The following is a 19,411-nucleotide window of genomic DNA, read 5'->3' as shown; positions in this document are numbered from 1 at the left end:
GATAAAAGGCCTTCTTTCCTATCAAAAAATAGGATCCGATGAACAACACCAAAAATCTGGGCGGAATTATTTACAAAGCCAATAATTCTATCTCCTTTTACCGCTATTCATAAGACTTACCAGAATGGCAATCATTGCAATCACAACAAAAGCAAAGACGGCAATCATTATGATTCCATTACTCCAATCTACCAAAGGGATACCTGTTAATTCCATATCGCAGAATACTTATTGATTATATGTTAAAGTAAATTATTTTACCCGGGAACTACTTGTTATGCGCTTTTCGCACTTTACAAGTATTCCAGCCAAAAATACCATAGAGCGGACAGAAACCGGTTAAACTGGTTAAAACAAATACAGCCGCTACTGTCAATAGAATATAAGACAATGCGCCTTCAACTACGTTATAGTATACCAATAAAGCAATTATGACGGCAATTGAAAAACGGACAATCTTATCGATTTTACCCATGTTTCGTTTCATGATTTCCTAATTTTAAAGGATGAGAAAGTTCCTGCCCTTTATAAATTCTGTCGTTAAAAATAAGACGGGCTCCCCGCACAAACCATGATATTGGTCATATTATTGGGTAGTGGGACAGATATAATCAGTCACTTCCATTCCTGACTTTTTCATCTCGGCAAATCCGCCTGCTATATCTACCAGATTATGAATACCTCTGCTTTTAAGGATTGAGGCCGCAATAACGGATCGGTAGCCTCCCTCACAATGCAGATAAAAAGTTTCGTTCTTAGGAAATTCAGCCAAATGATCGTTAAGGGTATCCAGTGGGGCGTTATTCGCATCAATAAAATGTTCCGCATTATATTCACTTGCCTTGCGAACATCAAAAATTGGCAAATGCTTGCCTTCCAGCGTATCTTTTGCTTCCTTAGCGGTTAAGGCTTTAATTGTGTCAATATCTTTTCCGGCATTTACCCATGCTTCAAAACCCCCTTTTAAAACACCTAAAGTATTATCAAAGCCTACCCTTGACAACCTGGTAACAGTCTCTTTTTCCTTTCCGGCAGGAGTTACCAGCAAAATGGGTTGCTTAACATCGGCAATTAAAGCCCCCACCCAGGGAGCAAAATCACCATTCAGTCCAATAAAAATAGATCTTGGGATATGCCCTTTTACAAATTCATCCTGATGACGCACATCCAGCACAAGTGCACCCGTTTCATTGGCCGCTGCTTCAAAGGCATCAGGTGAAAGGGATGCCATACCGCGTTTTAATACCTCATCTATATCTTCGTATCCCTCCTTATTCATTTTTACATTCAGAGGAAAGTATTTAGGTGGTGGAAGCAGGCCATCGGTAACTTCATTTATGAATTCCTCCCGGGTCATATTTGCCCTCAAAGCGTAATTCATTTGTTTTTGGTTCCCCAAAGTATCCACGGTTTCTTTCATCATGTTCTTGCCACAAGCCGAGCCGGCACCATGTGCAGGATAGACAATTACCTCATCTGACAAAGGCATAATTTTATTTCGCAAACTATCATAAAGAAGTCCGGCCAGATCCTCTTTGGTCATGTCTGCCGCTTTCTGGGCCAGATCTGGTCTTCCCACATCACCCAAAAACAAGGTGTCACCGGAAAAAATCGCATGGTCTTTGCCTGTTTCGTCCTTTAATAAATAGGTAGTGCTTTCCATAGTGTGTCCCGGGGTGTGCAGTGCTTGAATTGTAATATTCCCAAGTTGAAATATCTGACCATCTTTAGCTATTATTGCCTCAAAAGATGGGTTGGCATTTGGACCATAAACAATAGGTGCTCCGGTTTCTTTAGCCAGGGTAACATGCCCGCTCACAAAGTCGGCATGAAAATGGGTTTCAAAAATATATTTTATTTCAGCCTTATTCTTTTTCGCTCTTTCTATATAGGGAAAAACTTCGCGCAATGGGTCAATTATTGCAACTTCGCCCTTGCTTTCAATATAATAAGCTCCCTGCGCAAGACAACCGGTATAAATTTGTTCAATTATCATTTCTATATTTCTAATTTTTTTTCAAAAATAATGCTTCTCCATTTAAAGAGAGCAACATTAGTTACTCTTCTTATTCCGCTGATAGGCCACTTTTTTATGGGTGGCAGATGCATTTTCCGGATTATCAAAGTGAGCCACTGCTTCCTTTATTTTTACAAACAGGAATTCCCTGGGTAATACGTCACTTATTCCACTCCTGAAAATTATATCCCTTGTGGGACCTATTGCGCCTGCAATATAGAACTGAACTCCATCCTGCCTTATTTTTTTAATGACTTTAGTAAGCATTCTGGTAGCTGTGGAATCTATATAATTAATTGCCTCAGCATTCAATATTACTCCTTTTAAATTATCCCCTTTCTGGCTCATATACTTGTAAAGCTGATTTTTGAAATAATCAGAATTTCCAAAGTACAATTGTGAATCAAAACGTACAATGAGCAGATCATCCCGCAAAATGACCTCATCTCCGAAACGCGAAATATTTTTATAATATTCTGAATCTTTTATTTTGGCTAACACCGCAAAATGAGGTTTAGAAGTTCTGTAAACCATCAATAAAAGAGAGAGCAAGACCCCGGTTAGGATACCTTGAGTGATACCTATAAACAGGGTTAACAAAAACGTAAATAACAGCACAATAAATTCATCTTTTCTATAGGTCCACAAACGCTTTGCATATGCCAGATCAATTAAACCAAAAACCGATACCATGATAATACTGGCCAGGATTGCTTTTGGCAAATAATAAAAAAGCGGAGTTAAAAATATAAGCGTTACTATAACCAAAATAACGGTGAATATCCCGGAAAGCGTGCTTTTTGATCCGGATTCATCATCGATGGCGGATCTCGAAAAACTTGCAGTAACAGGATAGGACTGAAAAAAGGAACCCAGCATATTTGCTGAGCCTAAAGCAACTAATTCCTGATTGGCATTAATCTGATCTTCTTCGTTTTTCTCTTCAATACCCTTGCCTATTGAAATAGCTTCGAGATATCCTATCAGAGCAAGTGTTAGTGCAATTGGCCATAACTGCATCATAGTATCCATGCTAAATGCCGGTAAAACAAAGCCCGGCAATCCTTTTGGAATTGTTCCCACGATCTTAATTCCGAGCGCTTCCATTTTGAAAAAATAAACTGCCAGTATTCCCAAAACAACAATAATAAGAATAGCAGGGATATGTCTATTCCATTTTTTAAAACCAATGAGCAGAAAAATACCAGCAAGCCCTATAATGAAATCATAGAAATTGGTTTCGGGAATTGTCTCAATAGCATTTAAAAAAATTCTGTGAAACTGGTTACTTCCTTCCATGTCCACGCCCAGCAAATGTTTTAACTGACTAAAAATAATAATCATTGCCGCGGCAGAAGTAAATCCGCTGATAACCGGTTTGGCTAAAAAAGTAACCAGGTAACCCATCCGAAAAATACCTAAAACGAATTGTATGGCTCCAACCATAAAAGCAAGCAGGATTGCCAGGGCAATGTAATTCTCCAGACCTACTATGGCCAGGGTTCCCAAACCTATTGCAACTAGTAAAGAGTCCATTGCTACCGGTCCAATTGCAAGCGATCTTGAAGTGCCCATAAACGCATAAACCAACAGAGGCATTAAGGACGCATACAAGCCGTAAACAGGTGGCAAACCGGCGATCATGGCATAGGCCATTGCCTGAGGAATAAGCACAATTCCAACTGTTAAGCCCCCAATAATGTCTTTAGGAAGATCTTTCCGTTTATAACTACGCAGCCTATGTAGAATTGGGAAAATTTTTCTCATTAATCAAATGTACTATTTAATCAATAAATCAATGGTTTCCCCTGCACCTTTTGTCGGTCAAAACACCAGGGCTTATAGGCAGTGCTATTGTTTAAAGAAATCTTTCTTATAAAAAGCTGCAAGTTCTTCTGTTAATACAAGGACCTCTGGTTTATCCTTGCGCAGTATTACCTGCCAGTTATTAAAGACCTCCCAAGTATCATCTTTAAAGATAACCGGACCATATTCGGAAATAAGTTTCTGCCTGATGCGGTCTTCTTCCCCCTTACCGGTCAGAATCCACAAAACATTGAGTTTTCCATCTCCAAAACGTGCCTCAAATTTTCTGGGAAAACCTCCATATTCTACACCAAAACAATCTATTTGCAATTGAGCATTGGGATCACTACCATCTAATTCCATGCTAGTTGTAAAAACAGATTCGCTTTCCAAATTTGGTTTTAACTGCTCTAAATTTCCTCCCATTTTAATAAAATCCGGGATTCTAGCCGATGGGTTATGCGCTTTTTTAAGTTCCCTGTTTGATGGGAGGTATGGGTTGTCCCAGGTAAACAAATTCGGATGCATGGCCTCTTTAGATAAGATCCAGACTTTATCCTCGGAAGGCTTCGTAACAATCCCATCATTTGGATAGAATTCGTAGCTCATATAGGTCTGAGCAGTATCTTTTCTTTTAGCAGTTATGCTCTCCACCGCATTACCAAAGGCCTGAATATATACCAATTTATCATCCGCAAAAGTAAATACCAACTCAGAAATGGTACCGTAGCCGGATTTGTAGTTCTGTAAAACCAAATGTGTCTCAAGGTTTTTGGATAATGGAAAGGTTGGGTTTTCTATTTCAAATATTTCCAGTTTTTCTGCAAAAGGTTCCATTTTAGCTTTTGCACTTTGAAAAGAATCCTGAAGTTCAACGCCATTAAAAAGTACTTCAGATTGTGCACAGTTATGATTTATTATGGCCAAAACCAGAATTACAGAAAGGGTAAGTGATAATTTCATCTTTTTATTTTAGAGTTTAATACTTCTAAAGATGCTTATCGCCACTAATTGTTACAACCTGAGTAAATTATTCTGCTATAATTCAATAACCTTTATATGGTTTCGGCTCAATTCTATTTTGCCTTGTTTCTCTAGGCTTTTTAAAAGCCTTGACACTACGACCCTGGAGGTATGTAAATCATTGGCCACATCCTGATGTGTGGAATATATAATATCGTCATTGGTTACCATTGCACGGTCTTTGAGATACTTCATTATGCGCTCATCCATTTTCATAAATGCCAAAGTATCTATTGTTTCCAGCAATTCTGACATTCTGGTATGATAACTATCCAAAATAAATTCTCGCCAGCTTTGATATTTGGCCATCCACTCATCCATTTTACTTATTGGAATCATCAATAATTCTGTATCTGATTCAGCAATTGCCCTGATCTCACTTTTACCGCTCCCAAGACAACAAGAAAATGTCATTGCGCAGGTATCGCCTTTCTCAATGAAATAAAGCAGTAACTCATCACCATCATCATCTTCACGAAGAATTTTTATTGCTCCGCTAAAAATTAAAGGCATAACGGTTATGTCCTGGCCTATATCCAACAAACGTTCCCCTTGTTTTATGAGTTTGCATTTACCGGCAGTTTCTATCTCATCTAACAATTCCGGTTCAAACAAATACCCGTAATGACGCTCTAACAGTACTCTCATTTTTTAGTTCCTTTAGATTAAATCAGATTATTCCTGGTCTTATAAACAGATTATTAAATTATGGAATTAAAGTGACTTTAAAATGCCTGTCCTTATCAGACAGGTAATCAAATCCTTTATGCAATTCAACTTGTTCTACTGCATAGGGGTAAAAGGTTATAGGCTCTATGCATATCATATTCGACACTTCTGTCCACAGCATAAAATGGCCGAAACCTTCTGTTTTTATGGTTAACTCTTTATCATCCCGCAAGGTAACACTTTGACAATTACTAACTTCCAGAGCCCGGCTCCCGGCTTTGAGAACAGATCCTAATGTTATCGTCTGATCTTCTGCGATTACCATGGGATTTTCCGAATATAGTTTAAATGCCGGATGATACCCCAGCATAAAAGGCATATCTTTTTCTCCGGAAATTCTAAAACTAATCTCCAGATCTTTATCAGTGAGTTCAAAACCCTTGTAAAATTCAAAACTAAAGGGCCAGATAAGCAATTGCGCTGTAGATTTATCGGGATACTTGGAGTTTTTGATAACCGTCCCTGCCTTATAGGACTTCTTATATTGAGCGGTAGTATCCGTGCTTGAAAGAAGCTCGTAATCCAATTCGCGCAATAATCCATGTTGGTCCTGAATAGCATTACCCCTGGGAACATGAACCCGGAAGCCAGCATCTGCCGTCGGCCCTATTACAGGAAACATTTCAGTATCCGAGTTTCGCCAACCGGGACTCCCTTTTTGATGAATAAATTCGTGGCCTTTTAGCAGATAACTTACTAATTCACCGTCCTCTATTTTGGCAATTGCTTTTCCCGAGCTAAGATTTACCATTAATTATTGATTGATCAATCTATAAATAAGTACCGCTGTTCTCTTGGTAAGGTCTTCAATTGTGTTCAAATTTACGGTTTCTTCAGGGGTATGTGCTCCGCTTCCCATCGTGCCTAAACCATCAAGGCAATCCACATATTCGGCTACAAAAGATGTGTCTGCAGCACCTCTTTTGCCGGGGTCATAACCAATTACCTCACCCTGACCGAGATCCAGACTTACCTGATTTAACTCGGCAAGGAGCCTGTTATTCCCTTCTGTAGGAACCATTGCCGGGTAACTATCTGTAAAACTTATTGTTGCTGATGTCCGGGGCAAACTATTAGAAACAATTTCCCTCATTTTATTTCTCGCATCTTCCTTTTGCTCTTCTGAAATAAAACGCAGACCTCCTCTTACCATAGCAGTTTGCGCTACAACATTACTTTTTCCAAAGACCTCCCCTTTACCTGTAGAAGTATCATAATCTACAAAAGTACCCCCCATTAGTATCCCGGGGTTAAACGTAAGGTATTCGGCTCCGCGAACTTCTTCATAAAACGCATTTAAAATTCTTGACATTTCAAAAACAGCACCGGCACCAACCCGTTCATTAAATATACCTGAACTGTGGGCTCGCTTTCCTTCAACATCAACCTGCCATCCCGAGGACCCTCTCCTTGCTACAGTAGCATAATTAAACCCGGTAGAAGTCTCAAATCCGAGTGCAATATCGCTTCTCTTTGCTGCTTCAATTAAATCTTTTCTGCTTATATCCAGAGGTTTTCCCGTACTTTCTTCATCACCTGTAAAAGCAACTATGATCTGGGCATCATTCAGCAAACCGTTAGCCTGCAAAGCTTTCAAGGCGTATAGTACAATTACATCGCCACCCTTCATATCATTACCCCCCGGCGCATGAGCGATGCTATCATTTACGCGCTCAAATTCCTGAAAAGGGCTGTTCTCCTCAAATACGGTATCTAAATGGCCAATAAGCAATAGCTTTTTACCCTTGCTGCCTCCTGTTTCCGCAAACAGGTGACCGGCCCTGTTCATTTCCTCTGGCATCTCAATCCAGGTTGTTTCAAAATTGATATTCTCAAAGGCTTTCTTAAAAACCATTCCTACCTCCTTTACCCCTTTTGCATTTAAAGTACCACTGTTAATATTAACAACATATTCCAAAAAATCGATAGCCTCAACATTACTTGCCTCAACTGTTTTTACCAATTTTCTTTCCGCTTTTGAAAGCTTTTGTGCGGGTAACTGCACACAAAAAATGAGAACTACCAGTAAGCTCGTTAATCGTTTTAAATTCATATTATTAATAGTCAAATTAAATTTTTAGTCTATAAAGCCTTGTTCTTTCATCCACTCATCGTTATAAATCTTGCCTACGTATCTGCTGCCGTGATCGTGAAAAAGAACCACCACCACATCGTCTTCGTTAAATTTTTCCTTTAGCTGGAGAACACCCTTAATGGCGGCACCGGCAGAATTACCAAGAAACATTCCTTCCTCTTTTGCCAAGCGTTGTGTATATATGGCAGCATCTTTGTCTGTTACCTTCGTAAATCCATCTATGATATCAAAGTTCACATTTTCTGGCAAAATGTCTTCACCTATTCCTTCAGTTATATACGGGTATATTTCATTATGATCAAAGATACCCGTTTCATGATATTTTTTAAAAACTGAGCCGTATGTATCTACTCCCCAAATTTTAATATCCGGGTTTTTTGACTTTAAAAAGGTCCCAACTCCGGAAATAGTGCCACCTGTTCCCACCCCTGCAACAAAATGGGTTACTTTACCTTCTGTCTGTTCCCAGATCTCAGGCCCTGTAGTTAAAAAGTGTGCTTTGGTATTGGAAGGATTGTCGTACTGATTTACATACCATGAATTAGGAATCTCTTCAGATAATCTTCTGGCTGTAGAATAATAACTTCTGGGATCTTCCGGCGCCACATCTGTCGGACATACATATACTTCACTACCCATTGCTTTTAGTATATCTATCTTTTCTTTGGATTGTTTATCGCTGATCACACAAATCATTTTGTACCCTTTTACAACAGCAACAAGGGCAAGTCCCATTCCGGTATTTCCGGAAGTTCCCTCAATTATAGTTCCTCCGGGCTTTAATTTGCCTTCGGCTTCGGCATCCTCAATCATTTGAACGGCCATTCGATCTTTTACGGAGTTTCCCGGGTTAAAGGTTTCATACTTAGCCAATACAAGGCATGGCAATTCTGCAGTTAATTTATTTATTTTAACCAGGGGGGTATTTCCAATGGTTTCCAGGATAGTTTTGGCGTATTTCATAAGCACTGTAAAGATAGTATTTTCAAAAAGCAGATTTCAGTAGTTCCTTTTAGTAATTGTTATTGATTTGGATATCGTTAATTTATTCCGGGATTCAGACTGCATGGAAAGGAAAGCAAAAAAGTTTATATTATTCAAATTTAATGGCTTTCACAGGAGTTATTTTTGTAATGATAAAAGATGGTATCAAAAGCATCAGCAGACATAATAGAAGTACGCCGAGATTCAAAATAAAAATTGTGGGAAAATCTATATGCACAGGAATATAGTCGATATAATACTCCTTGGGATTCGGAAATTTAAAAACCCGGTAGGTTCCCTGGAACCAGATAAATGCAAGACCAATCAGGTTGCCCCAGAGCAAGCCAATTGTTATCAGATAAGCAGCATTATATAAAAACACTTTGCGAATGCTCCAATTAGGAGACCCCAAAGCCTTGAGAATTCCGATCATCTGAGTTCTTTCCAATATTAACACCAGCAGTGCGGTTATCATATTAAAGCCTCCGACAATAATCATTATACCAATGATGAGAGCAATATTAAAATCGAATAAGCCTATCCATTCAAAAATTTTGAAATACTTATTCTTTATATTTTGTGTATCCAGTTCACTTAGTGTTTTACCATATATTTCATTTGTTTTGCTTTCAATATCTTCAAAATTGAGGAGAAAAATTTCAAAATTACCAACCTGATCCTCCTGCCACCTGTTAACCCTTTGAATATGACGGATATCTGTAAACACATACTTGGCATCAAACTCTTCAAATCCGCTGTCATAGACCCCTACAATCTTAAATTTCCTTTGATTCGGAGTTTGCGAAGGGTCCTCATCCTTTAAAAAGAAGGTAAAGAATTCATCTCCTACTTTTAATTTAAGCCTTCTGGCCATCAAAGAAGACATTAGCACCTCGGTATTAAGTTCTCCCTTAAAGTCCGGCAGTCTGCCATCCTGTAGATATTCACTGAATACCTGCCAGTTATAATCTTTCCCAACTCCTTTGGCAATAATCCCTTCAAAAGTATCCTCAGTCCTTATTATACCCGCTTTACTGGCAACAGCCTGAATATGTGAAATTCCGTCAACATCAGTAAATTCCGGATAAAATTCCTGATTCAGAGATACAGGAACTACAGAAACATCAGAAACATTGTTATCGTAATTGTAGATTTGAATATGACCATTGAAGGCAGCAACCTTCTCACGAATTTTATTTTTTAACCCTACCCCGGTTGCAATGGCAATAAGCATCATTATGACCCCTAAGGCAATTGCTGCGATGGCTATTTTTATTATTGGCGCGGAAATACTAATTTTATGCTCCTTACCCTTAATAAGGCGTTTTGCTATAAAATATTCTAAATTCAACAGATGGCTTTTTTATCCAGGTTCAAAAATACATTTTTATTGTGGCTTTTGATACTAACGGCCTGCGGAAACAACTTAAAAAAAGATAAGGATTCAGCAGCTTTGGAATTACCGAAAACTATAGAGCTACAAGATTCTGCTATTGTTGCAGGTGCAAATTCCATCGAAGAATACCTGCCCCGATTGCGAGGAAAAAAGGTGGGGGTAGTTGCCAATCAGACCAGTATTATTTTTAAGAACAACAGTCCCGGAGAATCACCCAGTAATGCCTTCACACATCTTGTAGATTCGCTGCTATTACTTAATATTGACATAGAAAAAGTATTCGCTCCCGAGCATGGATTTCGGGGAATGGCAGATGCCGGAGAGCATGTAAAAGATGGGATGGACGCCAAAACCGGAATTCCCATTATCTCCCTTTACGGCAAGAACAGAAAACCCACCTCTTCACAATTAGAGGGGCTTGATATTGTAGTATTTGATATTCAGGATGTGGGAGTTAGGTTTTACACTTACATAGCCACCTTACAATTGGTTATGGAAGCCTGTGCAGAAAAAGGTATTCCTGTTTTAGTTCTGGATCGTCCCAATCCCAACGGACATTATGTTGACGGGCCAACCATGGAGATAGCGCATAAAGGGTTTTTGGGCCTTACCCCTATTCCGCTGGTATACGGAATGACTATCGGAGAATACGCCAATATGATTAATAATGAGGGATGGCTCGAAAAAGGCATAAAGGCAGATTTAGCAGTAATACCTCTAAGAAATTATAGCCATAATTCTGATTATAAAATTCCGGTGAGACCTTCGCCTAATCTTCCTAACGAAGTGGCTATTAACCTATATCCCAGTCTGGGGCTCTTTGAAGGGACCAACATCAATGCCGGTCGGGGCACAGAAAGTCAGTTTCAAAGATATGGCGCTCCTTTTCTGGATAGCACTGCCTACGATTTCAGTTATGTTCCCAAACCCAATTTTGGCTCCAAAAACCCTAAACATTCCGAAAAAAAATGCTTTGGGAAGGATCTCTCTTCATGGCCAAAAATGAATGAAGTTTCCTTACAATGGTTAATTGATGCATACCATAATGCCTCAGATAAAAAATTGGTTTTTAATAGCAGTGGATTTACGAAGCATGCAGGTACTGAGAAACTGCAGCAACAAATTGAAGCCGGGTTAAGCGAAAAAGAGATTAGAGAAAGCTGGCAGAAAGATTTAGATAAATTCAGGAAAATCAGAAGTAAATACCTGCTTTACAAATAATACTTACGTATCTGCCTTTGCTGTAGTTGGCTTTCTGTATTTATGGAAAGGCTGCTTCAATAAACCGGTTAAACTTCCATTTTCTTTTTTGTCCGGGAAAGTATCCACCCCATAGACAATATTACTGCGATCTAATTTCATGAAAGTTCCAAAGAGGCGGTCCCAGATAGCAAAAATATTTCCGTAGTTAGAATCTGTGTAGGGTAACCTGTAATGGTGATGCACCTTGTGCATGTCCGGAGATACAATTACCCAACTCAAAATGTCATCTGCTCTTTTTGGCAATTTTATATTGGCATGGCTGAATTGCGTTGCCACAATTGATAACGATTGATAAAGCATTACTATGCCGATAGGGGTTCCCACAATAAATACGCCCATTAGCGTGAAGCTAAAGCGGATAAGACTCTCCAGAGGGTGATGCCTGTTGGCCGTGGTTGTATCTACCTCATGGTCCGTATGATGCACCAAATGAATCATCCATAAAGGTTTTACCTTATGTTCAACATAATGTGCCAAATAGGCTCCAATAAAATCCAGAAGTAAAACGCCAAGTATTACATAAAGCCATAGAGGTATTTCGGGCAGCCAGTTTATAAGCCCGAATTTAGTTGCAGTAACCCAATCGCTGGATTTTAACAGCAGGAAGGCAAGTGCAAAATTGATAACAATGGTAGTAAGTGTAAAAAAGAAATTAGGCAGAGCATGCCTCCATTTTTTATAATTGAAATTGAAAAGTGGCAGGGCACCTTCAAGCATCCAGAAAAAGGTTATTCCCAAAACCAGAATAAGACTCCTGTGTAAAGACGGTATGGTTTCAAAATAGCTCAGTATGGCCTCCATGGCGTAAAGTTACTATTTTCAGATCAATTATTTTGCAGCGTGAAGTTGCCTTAAAAAAAAGATATTGCCAATTCTCTAGGCCTTAATATTCTTTTTCATTTCTTCTACAATGTTGTACGCAGCAGGGCAGATAGCCACATTCTTAAGTGTGAGATTTGTAATTTGTTGAAACTTTTTGCGATCCGTATGAGGGAATTCCCGACAGGCTTTGGGTCTTGCTTCGTAAATTGAACAATAGTTATCCGCACCCAGAAAAACACAGGGAACCTGCTTAAGGACATAATCACTGTCTTCATCGACCCTTAAATAAGTGTCTATAAATTGTTGTGGTTTTTGCCTGAGACTTTTCGCGATTCTAACAATATCGGTATTAGTAAAAAGGGGGCCGGTTGTTTTACAGCAATTTGCGCAATCCAGGCAATTTGTTTTTTTAAACTCCGTATGGTGTAACTCCTGCATCGTATAGTCCAAATTGCGCGGAGGTCTCTTTTTGAGTTTCGAAAAGAACCTTTTGTTTTCGGCATGCTTTTCTTTTGCCCTAAAGGGTAAGGTTTTAAGTTGTTCTTTCATCAGGCCCTGAATGTTTTATTCATTTTTTAACAGCGTGTTTTTACTTTTCGCCCAAAAAGTCCACTTTTGCAGGTAAAATTACAAATTTAAATGAGCAGGGATATTTTTGGCAAGGCTCTTATTGATTTTCAAAATGGAATTTACTCTGAAGATATTCTAACTTATTCATCATTAGGTGAGAAAGATGTTCTTCCATTGCCTTATTTGTTCAGAGATTATGATGCTATGCCCATAATTGAACAAAAAGCTTTGGATCTCTGCCGTGGTAAGGTATTGGATGTGGGATGTGGTTCAGGCAGTCACAGCCTGCATTTGCAAAAAAAGGGCTTTGAAGTTACCGGTCTGGATGCATCTGAAGGTGCCGTTGCCGTAGCTAAGTTAAGGGGGGTACGCGATGTAATACACTCAAATATTTTTGATTATTCTGGTATGAAATTTGATACCATATTGCTGTTAATGAATGGCATAGGAATAGCAGGAACATTAAATGAGGCAGATCGTTTAATGACCCAATTAGAATCCATGTTGCATCGGGGAGGACAGATATTGCTGGATTCAAGTGATATAATATATATGTTTGAGTTAGATGATGATGGTGGTTATTGGATCCCAAATAATGGCAAATATTACGGTGAAGTAGAATTTAGAATGATGTATAAAGGTTTAAAAAGCGATCCTTTTAATTGGCTATATCTGGATTATAATAGCCTAAAACAGCTCGCTGAGCAGCATAATTTTAGCTGTGAGATGATTTGTGAAGGACCGCATTATGACTATTTGGCAAGACTTAAGGTGCAATCATAATAGAAGTATTTAAAATACGTTGTAATTTATATGTAATTTTGGCCCTGAAAGAAAATTAAAACAGCTATGAAAAAGTTTCGAATCTTTACCATATTGATCGCTATTGGACTCTTCCTAAATTGTTCAAAAGACAGTGACAATACAACTCCTTCGGGGATTGATAAATCGGCTAATTTATTGGCAACCGGAGATTCTGCCAATGATATTCTATCCAATACAGCATATTCAAGGTTATTAATAGAAGCTGCCTATGTTACCGGTTTCCGGCCTACAAGTGAAACCATGAACAATTTTGAAACCTATCTTAGAAATCGAACCTTTAAAAACGACATACAGGTGGTCTACCGCGAATTAGCTTCCCCTGATGAGGAAACATTGACTCTGCAGGAGATAGCCGATCTGGAAAGTGAAAACCGTACTGCATACAACGACGGGCAGACCCTGGCCATATATATCTATTTTGCCGATGCACCATCAGATTCTGATGATGAAGACGAGGGTATTGTAACTCTTGGGGCAGTTTACAGAAACACATCAATGGTTATCCATGAAGGCGTTGTGCGCAAACTCGCCAATCGGAGTGCCCTGATTACAATATCCGATGTGGAAACCTCAACCCTTAACCACGAATTTGGACATTTATTTGGTTTAGTTGATCTTGGCACTGCAATGGTAAACCCTCATGAAGACCCGGATGCCGAGAACCATTGTGATATAGCCGGTTGCCTTATGCGCGCCGAATTGGAATTTGGAGGGGGCATGATGAGCGTTTTAGAAAAAAGCAAATTGTCCAAAGGTGTGGCAGTTCCCACTTTGGATGCCGAATGCATCCTTGATCTTCAAAATAACGGAGGTAGATAATTCTCTCTATTTTTTGGCATTTTTTTAGCCCTTTTGGGATTTTCAAAGCCAGCCAGATTGAATAATTACTTGCGGATAACTTTGACCTAGGGAATATTTAGGTATTTATGGGTTTGCAAAGATACTTTCCATTTTGGGTTCTTCATTACATAATCTACGATCATAGGGGTTACTTTTTCCCGGACACTCCACTCCGGTTGCAAATACAGAATACAGGTTTTGCTTACCTTTTTTGCCTGCTCTTCTGCAAAAACCAGATCATGCTTATTGTAAACAATAACTTTCAATTCGTGTGCCTGCCGGTAAATTTCATCTACAGGTAATTTGTTCTTTTTAGGCGACAAACATATCCAGTCCCATATACCGGTCAAAGGGTAAGCCCCGGAAGTTTCAATGTGTGTGCTGAGATTTTTGTTTTTTAAGGCTTTCGTCAGAGGCCCCATATCCCACATCAAAGGTTCTCCGCCTGTTACAACTATGGTATCCGAAAAACTTGCCGCATTACGAACAATACTTTCTATTGCCGTTGGAGGATGGGTTTCGGCATTCCAGCTTTCTTTTACATCACACCAATGGCACCCCACATCACATCCGCCAATCCTTATAAAATAAGCGGCCGTACCTTTGTGAAAACCTTCCCCCTGAATAGTGTAGAATTCTTCCATGAGAGGGAGCATTAGGCCGGCATTTACCAATTCCAAAACCTCCTTATTGATCATCCCGCAAAGATAACATATAGCAGACGGTATTTTGGATGTAATTTTTGGAAATAAATGACAAATTAACTTGCAGGCGGAAAAGAGTACTTCTATCCGGTCCTAATTTCAAAAGCAATTATATCCTGAATACCTTCAATTTTTAACTGCGATTACATCAATCTCAACCCTGGCATTTCTGGCAAGGCCACTTGCAGCAAAAGTGGTCCGCGCAGGTTTCATTGTAAAATATTTGGAGTAAACTTCATTGAATTCTGAGAAATCCTCCATTGTACCCAATATTACTGTACATTTTACAACGTTGTTTAATGTTAGCCCGTGATGTTCTAAAACTTCCTGAATATTCTTAATTGCCTGTTCCGTTTCCGTTCTGATTCCCGAAACAACCATAGTTCGCGTTTTATGGTCCATTCCTATCTGCCCGGCCAGGAAATAAATATTCCCTGCCTGTACAACATCACTGAAGGGTGCACTTCTTTTCTTTCCTTCATGAGATTCGTGAAAAGTAATTGCAGAATCCTCTTGCGAACTAAGCACAGAACAACAAACCAATGTGAGAATAGCAACTAATTGTAAATGTTTTTTCATTCTATTTTGTTTTTACTGTTGCTTAAAATTACCCTATTTTTATCAAAAATAGACCAAATGAGTACCAAAGAGGAATTCTACGCACATATTGAAAAGGGGTATACCACTAAAGGTGATTTTATTACAATGGGTGCGGCGATGCTGGATGGGGAAACAGTTACCGGGGCCCATGTAAAAGTTCCTCTAAGAACTTTGAACAGACACGGTCTGATAGCCGGTGCCACAGGAACGGGGAAGACCAAAACACTTCAGGTAATTGCGGAAAACCTGTCGGATAAAGGAATACCGGTACTTTTAATGGATTTAAAAGGAGACCTCAGCGGAATAGCCCAGCCTAGTCCGGGACATCCTAAAATTGATGAAAGGCATGAAAAGATTGGACTGCCTTTTGAACCTAAAAGTTTTCCGGTAGAAATACTTTCTCTGTCAGAACAAGATGGTGTAAAGCTCCGTGCAACAGTATCAGAATTCGGGCCTGTTTTACTTTCCCGCATCCTTGATCTTTCCGAAGTACAGGAGGGTATTGTTGCTGTTATTTTTAAATATTGTGATGACAACAAACTGCCTTTACTGGATCTAAAGGACTTCAAAAAGGTTTTGCAATACGCCACCGGAACAGGCAAAAAAGAATTTGCAAAGGAATACGGAAGAATTTCAACAAGCTCCACAGGAACTATTCTAAGGAAAATTATAGAATTGGAACAGCAGGGAGCCGATTTGTTTTTTGGTGAGAAATCCTTTGATGTGGAAGATCTTACCCGTATTGATGAAAATGGAAGAGGCTACATAAATATAGTCCGCTTAACGGATATACAGGACAGGCCCAAATTATTCAGCACATTTATGCTGAGTTTATTGGCCGAAATATATTCTACATTCCCTGAACAGGGAGACAGTGACAGACCTGAACTGGTATTCTTTATAGACGAGGCCCATTTAATTTTTAAAGAAGCTTCAGAGGCTTTATTAGATCAGATCGAGAGTATTGTAAAACTTATTCGCTCTAAAGGCATTGGGCTTTATTTTGTTACACAGAATCCAACAGATGTACCCAATGCAGTTCTCGCTCAATTAGGTCTGAAAGTGCAGCATGCCCTCAGGGCATTCACCGCCAGAGACCGAAAAGCCATTAAACTAACTGCTGAAAACTACCCTCTGTCGCCGTACTATGATACAAAAGAGGTGCTAACTTCCTTGGGGATAGGGGAAGCACTGATCACGGCTTTAGATGAAAAAGGAAGGCCTACTCCCCTTGCGGCTACAATGCTGCGTGCTCCAATGAGCCGTATGGATGTATTAACAGACAGTGAACTGGTTTCCGTAATTAAGAATTCGAAACTGGTAAAGAAATACAATGATATAATTGACAGGGAGAGTGCCTACGAGATTTTAAATGAAAAAATTGAGAGAGCTGAGAGGGAAGCAGAAAAAGAAACGGAAAGAGAAGAGCAAAGCCGCAGAACATCTTCAAGAAGAACGACAACACGAAGAAGTACACGTATAAATCCGGTCATAAAAGTTTTAACGAGTGCAACTTTTATAAGGGGTGTATTAGGGGTATTAAAAAAAGTGATACGATAAGAAAATATGAAAAACATTCAATTTATATGGGTTTTGCTACTTGCCCTGACATTAATACAATGTAAAGAGGATAAAGATCCTACCTTTTTGATCACCAATTCCCAGGTAGGTAAACTAATGCGAAACAGCACCATTACTGATCTTGAACGTTTATTTGCCAGTGATTCCATCGTAAGGGATACTTTACAACCTACATTGTTACCAAACTCCAAAACCATTAGAATCTATGAAAAAGGAGGGCAGCAATTGTTAAAGCTAACCGCAAACAGCGATAGTATTTCAAAAATCGGGATTATTCAGGTATTGGACCCCAGATTTAGAACAGAAGAAGGGATTGGGCTTCAAAGCACATTTAAGGACATAAAAGACAGATATGCCATAAAGAAAATTGTAACCTCATTGAATAACGTAATCATTTTCATTGAGAATAGCGATGTATACTTCACCATAGACAAAAAAGAATTGCCTGCAAGCCTGCGCTATGACACCAGTATTGATATAGAAGAAGTACAAATCCCTGATGATTCTAAAATCAAGTACATGATGGTGGGCTGGGATTGAAATAAATTATGACAAAAATCAGGCAATACCTGCAAGCACAACACTTTTGATTTTTGACATTTCACCTGCTAAATAATAGCACTATAATTTAGAAGCCATACGGATAACCTGGTACTTAAAATGAAAGACTTAGTAAATACTATTTTTGCAAAAGCCTATGGGGCCTATTTCAATATCCTTGCGCTTTTCTCAAAAAAACTTGCCGGAGAAAAGGCTTTTACCTTGTTTAGTTCACCAAGAAAAGGCAATGTACTGCCTTTGCAGGCTGCCTTTTTAAAAAACGCCGAAGATATCAGAATTGAAGTGGGTGGAAAACAAATACAAACTTATTCCTGGACCGGTACAAAAGAAGCTGTTTTATTGCTGCACGGCTGGGAAAGCAATTCATTTCGCTGGCGCAACTTAATACGGTTTTTGAGTGACGCAAATTTTGCCATAGTGGCCTTTGATGCGCCAGCTCATGGTAATTCATCTGGTGGAATATTTAATGTTCCGCTTTATGCTGAATGCACACAACATATTGTAAAACATTTTAATCCCGCTTATATAATCGGACACTCGGTTGGGGGAATGACAGCTGTTTATCACCAATACATATATCCTCATAATTCCATTCAAAAGATTGTGACCATTGGCGCCCCTTCCGAATATTATGAACTGATGGAACATTATCAAAAGCTTGTAGGTTTTAATAAGCGGGTATTAGGTTCCCTGGACGATTATGTTCAGAGACACTTTGGATTCGGCATACGAGATCTTTCCACTTCGAAATTTGCCAGGGAAATTCAAATAGCCGGATTATTAATTCATGATATTGAAGACCCGATTACTCCCTATCACAACTCAGAAAAAGTACATGCCAATTGGAGGAACAGCAAGCTAATTAGCACAAGAGGTTTAGGTCATTCGATGCATCAGGATGAATTGAACCAACAAATTATAGATTTTTTGAAATCAAAGAAAAGGGCTAATTTTAGTGCTTAAATTACTTTCTATGCCAACTATTTCGCCATTCCATATCGCCATTCCTGTTCATAACCTGAATGAATGCCGGATTTTTTACAGAGACGTCCTTAAATGTGAAGAAGGACGTAGCAGTGACCATTGGGTTGATTTCAATCTTTTTGGGCACCAACTTGTAATTCATTACAAGCCAAAAACCACGGAGGAACTTCACTCCAATCCGGTGGATGGCAAAGAGGTACCGGTACCTCATTATGGGGTGGTATTGCCCTGGGATACTTTCCATACTTTTGCCAAAGAACTGGAAGACAAGGGCATAAAATTCATCATAGAGCCCTACATCCGTTTTAAGGGATTGGTAGGTGAACAAGCTACTATGTTCTTTTTAGATCCTGCGGGAAATGCCCTGGAATTTAAGGCTTTTAAAGATATGGCCCAGTTATTTGCCAAATAAACGCTTTCTCTATTTCTTTTTTTTATATCTGTCCCAAAACCAGATCGCAACAGCGTAGATTATACCAAAAATTACACCTTCCTTTAATTCGTCAATGATGGTATCCAGCGAATAATCCTTCTCCAGAATAACGGAGAATAAAGTATAGAAGAAAATAGCGGCTAAAGTTTGGGAAGTGAGTTTCCTTTTATCCATAGCT

Annotated in this window: 22 protein-coding genes; 7 read left to right on the top strand and 15 right to left on the bottom strand. The window is 39.1% G+C overall.

Features of this window, described 5'->3' with window-relative positions; genetic code table 11:
* Positions 1-87: 87 nt before the first annotated feature.
* The 10 genes from G504_RS20045 to G504_RS0100995 all read right to left on the bottom strand — a co-directional run bounded on the left by G504_RS20045 (position 88) and on the right by G504_RS0100995 (position 10,005).
* Positions 88-216 (bottom strand): hypothetical protein, encoded by a 129-nt coding sequence (locus G504_RS20045; protein WP_019668269.1) that lies wholly within the window; start codon positions 214-216, stop codon positions 88-90.
* Positions 217-268: 52 nt separating this feature from the next.
* Positions 269-487, bottom strand: coding sequence for a YgaP family membrane protein (locus G504_RS0101035; protein ID WP_026348324.1), 219 nt, complete (start codon positions 485-487; stop codon positions 269-271).
* A gap of 99 nt (positions 488-586) precedes the next feature.
* Positions 587-1,996 carry an MBL fold metallo-hydrolase gene (locus G504_RS0101030; RefSeq protein WP_019668267.1) on the bottom strand — a complete coding sequence of 470 codons (1,410 nt, stop codon included), beginning with the start codon at positions 1,994-1,996 and terminating at the stop codon, positions 587-589.
* Positions 1,997-2,053: 57 nt separating this feature from the next.
* Positions 2,054-3,784, bottom strand: a complete 1,731-nt coding sequence (locus tag G504_RS0101025) for a SulP family inorganic anion transporter (RefSeq protein ID WP_019668266.1) — start codon at positions 3,782-3,784, stop codon at positions 2,054-2,056.
* Positions 3,785-3,868: 84 nt separating this feature from the next.
* Positions 3,869-4,786, bottom strand: coding sequence for a hypothetical protein (locus tag G504_RS0101020; RefSeq protein WP_019668265.1), 918 nt, complete (start codon positions 4,784-4,786; stop codon positions 3,869-3,871).
* A gap of 75 nt (positions 4,787-4,861) precedes the next feature.
* Positions 4,862-5,494: a Crp/Fnr family transcriptional regulator gene (locus G504_RS0101015; RefSeq protein WP_019668264.1), complete on the bottom strand. Its 633-nt coding sequence runs from the start codon at positions 5,492-5,494 to the stop codon at positions 4,862-4,864.
* Between the two features lie 58 nt (positions 5,495-5,552).
* Positions 5,553-6,326: an aldose epimerase family protein gene (locus tag G504_RS0101010; RefSeq protein ID WP_019668263.1), complete on the bottom strand. Its 774-nt coding sequence runs from the start codon at positions 6,324-6,326 to the stop codon at positions 5,553-5,555.
* Positions 6,327-6,329: 3 nt separating this feature from the next.
* A complete protein-coding gene (locus tag G504_RS0101005; RefSeq protein ID WP_019668262.1) occupies positions 6,330-7,628 on the bottom strand; it encodes a M20/M25/M40 family metallo-hydrolase in 1,299 nt (432 codons plus the stop codon).
* Between the two features lie 24 nt (positions 7,629-7,652).
* Positions 7,653-8,633 (bottom strand): PLP-dependent cysteine synthase family protein, encoded by a 981-nt coding sequence (locus G504_RS0101000; RefSeq protein ID WP_019668261.1) that lies wholly within the window; start codon positions 8,631-8,633, stop codon positions 7,653-7,655.
* Between the two features lie 130 nt (positions 8,634-8,763).
* Complete coding sequence (locus G504_RS0100995) at positions 8,764-10,005, bottom strand: ABC transporter permease (RefSeq protein WP_019668260.1); 1,242 nt, start codon at positions 10,003-10,005, stop codon at positions 8,764-8,766.
* 3 nt (positions 10,006-10,008) lie between these two features.
* On the opposite strand from G504_RS0100995, the gene G504_RS0100990 reads away from it, so the two are divergent.
* The gene (locus tag G504_RS0100990) at positions 10,009-11,271 is read left to right on the top strand and encodes an exo-beta-N-acetylmuramidase NamZ family protein (RefSeq protein ID WP_019668259.1); all 1,263 of its coding nucleotides are present in this window, start codon (positions 10,009-10,011) and stop codon (positions 11,269-11,271) included.
* Positions 11,272-11,274: 3 nt separating this feature from the next.
* Here G504_RS0100990 and G504_RS0100985 read toward each other — a convergent pair whose 3' ends face one another.
* Both G504_RS0100985 and G504_RS0100980 read right to left on the bottom strand, forming a co-directional pair.
* A complete protein-coding gene (locus tag G504_RS0100985; RefSeq protein ID WP_019668258.1) occupies positions 11,275-12,114 on the bottom strand; it encodes a sterol desaturase family protein in 840 nt (279 codons plus the stop codon).
* Positions 12,115-12,189: 75 nt separating this feature from the next.
* Entirely contained in the window at positions 12,190-12,684 is a 495-nt protein-coding gene (locus G504_RS0100980; protein WP_019668257.1) for a YkgJ family cysteine cluster protein, read from the bottom strand.
* Between the two features lie 90 nt (positions 12,685-12,774).
* Here G504_RS0100980 and G504_RS0100975 point away from each other — a divergent pair, with 90 nt between their 5' ends.
* Complete coding sequence (locus G504_RS0100975; protein WP_019668256.1) at positions 12,775-13,488, top strand: class I SAM-dependent methyltransferase; 714 nt, start codon at positions 12,775-12,777, stop codon at positions 13,486-13,488.
* A gap of 66 nt (positions 13,489-13,554) precedes the next feature.
* Positions 13,555-14,349, top strand: a complete 795-nt coding sequence (locus G504_RS0100970; protein ID WP_019668255.1) for a hypothetical protein — start codon at positions 13,555-13,557, stop codon at positions 14,347-14,349.
* Positions 14,350-14,435: 86 nt separating this feature from the next.
* Here the strand turns inward: G504_RS0100970 and G504_RS0100965 are convergent, their stop codons facing one another.
* On the bottom strand, positions 14,436-15,068 hold the full coding sequence (locus G504_RS0100965; protein ID WP_019668254.1) for a 7-carboxy-7-deazaguanine synthase QueE: 633 nt from the start codon (positions 15,066-15,068) through the stop codon (positions 14,436-14,438).
* 132 nt (positions 15,069-15,200) lie between these two features.
* A complete protein-coding gene (locus G504_RS0100960; RefSeq protein WP_019668253.1) occupies positions 15,201-15,653 on the bottom strand; it encodes a Rid family detoxifying hydrolase in 453 nt (150 codons plus the stop codon).
* A 57-nt stretch (positions 15,654-15,710) separates the two neighbouring features.
* Between G504_RS0100960 and G504_RS0100955 the strand changes: the two genes are divergently transcribed.
* The 4 genes from G504_RS0100955 (at position 15,711) to G504_RS0100940 (ending at position 19,212) form a co-directional block, all read left to right on the top strand.
* Positions 15,711-17,234, top strand: coding sequence for a helicase HerA-like domain-containing protein (locus tag G504_RS0100955; protein ID WP_026348323.1), 1,524 nt, complete (start codon positions 15,711-15,713; stop codon positions 17,232-17,234).
* 6 nt (positions 17,235-17,240) lie between these two features.
* Complete coding sequence (locus G504_RS0100950) at positions 17,241-17,795, top strand: hypothetical protein (RefSeq protein ID WP_019668251.1); 555 nt, start codon at positions 17,241-17,243, stop codon at positions 17,793-17,795.
* Positions 17,796-17,915: 120 nt separating this feature from the next.
* Positions 17,916-18,779 (top strand): alpha/beta fold hydrolase, encoded by an 864-nt coding sequence (locus G504_RS0100945; RefSeq protein WP_019668250.1) that lies wholly within the window; start codon positions 17,916-17,918, stop codon positions 18,777-18,779.
* 10 nt (positions 18,780-18,789) lie between these two features.
* Entirely contained in the window at positions 18,790-19,212 is a 423-nt protein-coding gene (locus G504_RS0100940; protein ID WP_019668249.1) for a VOC family protein, read from the top strand.
* A 9-nt stretch (positions 19,213-19,221) separates the two neighbouring features.
* On the opposite strand, the gene G504_RS0100935 is transcribed toward G504_RS0100940, so the two are convergent.
* Entirely contained in the window at positions 19,222-19,407 is a 186-nt protein-coding gene (locus tag G504_RS0100935) for a hypothetical protein (RefSeq protein WP_019668248.1), read from the bottom strand.
* Between the last annotated feature and the right edge of the window lie 4 nt (positions 19,408-19,411).

It is taken from the genome of Eudoraea adriatica DSM 19308 (assembly GCF_000382125.1).
Lineage (GTDB): Bacteria > Bacteroidota > Bacteroidia > Flavobacteriales > Flavobacteriaceae > Eudoraea > Eudoraea adriatica.
Note: the sequence above shows the minus strand (reverse complement) of the source record. Positions and strands in the feature narration are given on the sequence as shown.

Excerpts from the sequence above, each read along its gene's own strand:
- G504_RS0101010 (WP_019668263.1), bottom strand. The coding sequence starts at position 6,326 with ATGGTAAATCTTAGCTCGGGAAAAGCAATTGCCAAAATAGAGGACGGT.
- G504_RS0100960 (WP_019668253.1), bottom strand. The coding sequence starts at position 15,653 with ATGAAAAAACATTTACAATTAGTTGCTATTCTCACATTGGTTTGTTGT.
- G504_RS0100970 (WP_019668255.1), top strand. The coding sequence starts at position 13,555 with ATGAAAAAGTTTCGAATCTTTACCATATTGATCGCTATTGGACTCTTC.
- G504_RS0100985 (WP_019668258.1), bottom strand. The coding sequence starts at position 12,114 with ATGGAGGCCATACTGAGCTATTTTGAAACCATACCGTCTTTACACAGG.
- G504_RS0101030 (WP_019668267.1), bottom strand. The coding sequence starts at position 1,996 with ATGATAATTGAACAAATTTATACCGGTTGTCTTGCGCAGGGAGCTTAT.
- G504_RS0100935 (WP_019668248.1), bottom strand. The coding sequence starts at position 19,407 with ATGGATAAAAGGAAACTCACTTCCCAAACTTTAGCCGCTATTTTCTTC.
- G504_RS0101005 (WP_019668262.1), bottom strand. The coding sequence starts at position 7,628 with ATGAATTTAAAACGATTAACGAGCTTACTGGTAGTTCTCATTTTTTGT.
- G504_RS0100945 (WP_019668250.1), top strand. The coding sequence starts at position 17,916 with ATGAAAGACTTAGTAAATACTATTTTTGCAAAAGCCTATGGGGCCTAT.
- G504_RS0101000 (WP_019668261.1), bottom strand. The coding sequence starts at position 8,633 with ATGAAATACGCCAAAACTATCCTGGAAACCATTGGAAATACCCCCCTG.
- G504_RS0100990 (WP_019668259.1), top strand. The coding sequence starts at position 10,009 with ATGGCTTTTTTATCCAGGTTCAAAAATACATTTTTATTGTGGCTTTTG.
- G504_RS0100975 (WP_019668256.1), top strand. The coding sequence starts at position 12,775 with ATGAGCAGGGATATTTTTGGCAAGGCTCTTATTGATTTTCAAAATGGA.
- G504_RS0101015 (WP_019668264.1), bottom strand. The coding sequence starts at position 5,494 with ATGAGAGTACTGTTAGAGCGTCATTACGGGTATTTGTTTGAACCGGAA.
- G504_RS20045 (WP_019668269.1), bottom strand. The coding sequence starts at position 216 with ATGGAATTAACAGGTATCCCTTTGGTAGATTGGAGTAATGGAATCATA.
- G504_RS0100965 (WP_019668254.1), bottom strand. The coding sequence starts at position 15,068 with ATGATCAATAAGGAGGTTTTGGAATTGGTAAATGCCGGCCTAATGCTC.
- G504_RS0100955 (WP_026348323.1), top strand. The coding sequence starts at position 15,711 with ATGAGTACCAAAGAGGAATTCTACGCACATATTGAAAAGGGGTATACC.
- G504_RS0101020 (WP_019668265.1), bottom strand. The coding sequence starts at position 4,786 with ATGAAATTATCACTTACCCTTTCTGTAATTCTGGTTTTGGCCATAATA.
- G504_RS0101025 (WP_019668266.1), bottom strand. The coding sequence starts at position 3,784 with ATGAGAAAAATTTTCCCAATTCTACATAGGCTGCGTAGTTATAAACGG.
- G504_RS0100980 (WP_019668257.1), bottom strand. The coding sequence starts at position 12,684 with ATGAAAGAACAACTTAAAACCTTACCCTTTAGGGCAAAAGAAAAGCAT.
- G504_RS0101035 (WP_026348324.1), bottom strand. The coding sequence starts at position 487 with ATGAAACGAAACATGGGTAAAATCGATAAGATTGTCCGTTTTTCAATT.
- G504_RS0100940 (WP_019668249.1), top strand. The coding sequence starts at position 18,790 with ATGCCAACTATTTCGCCATTCCATATCGCCATTCCTGTTCATAACCTG.
- G504_RS0100950 (WP_019668251.1), top strand. The coding sequence starts at position 17,241 with ATGAAAAACATTCAATTTATATGGGTTTTGCTACTTGCCCTGACATTA.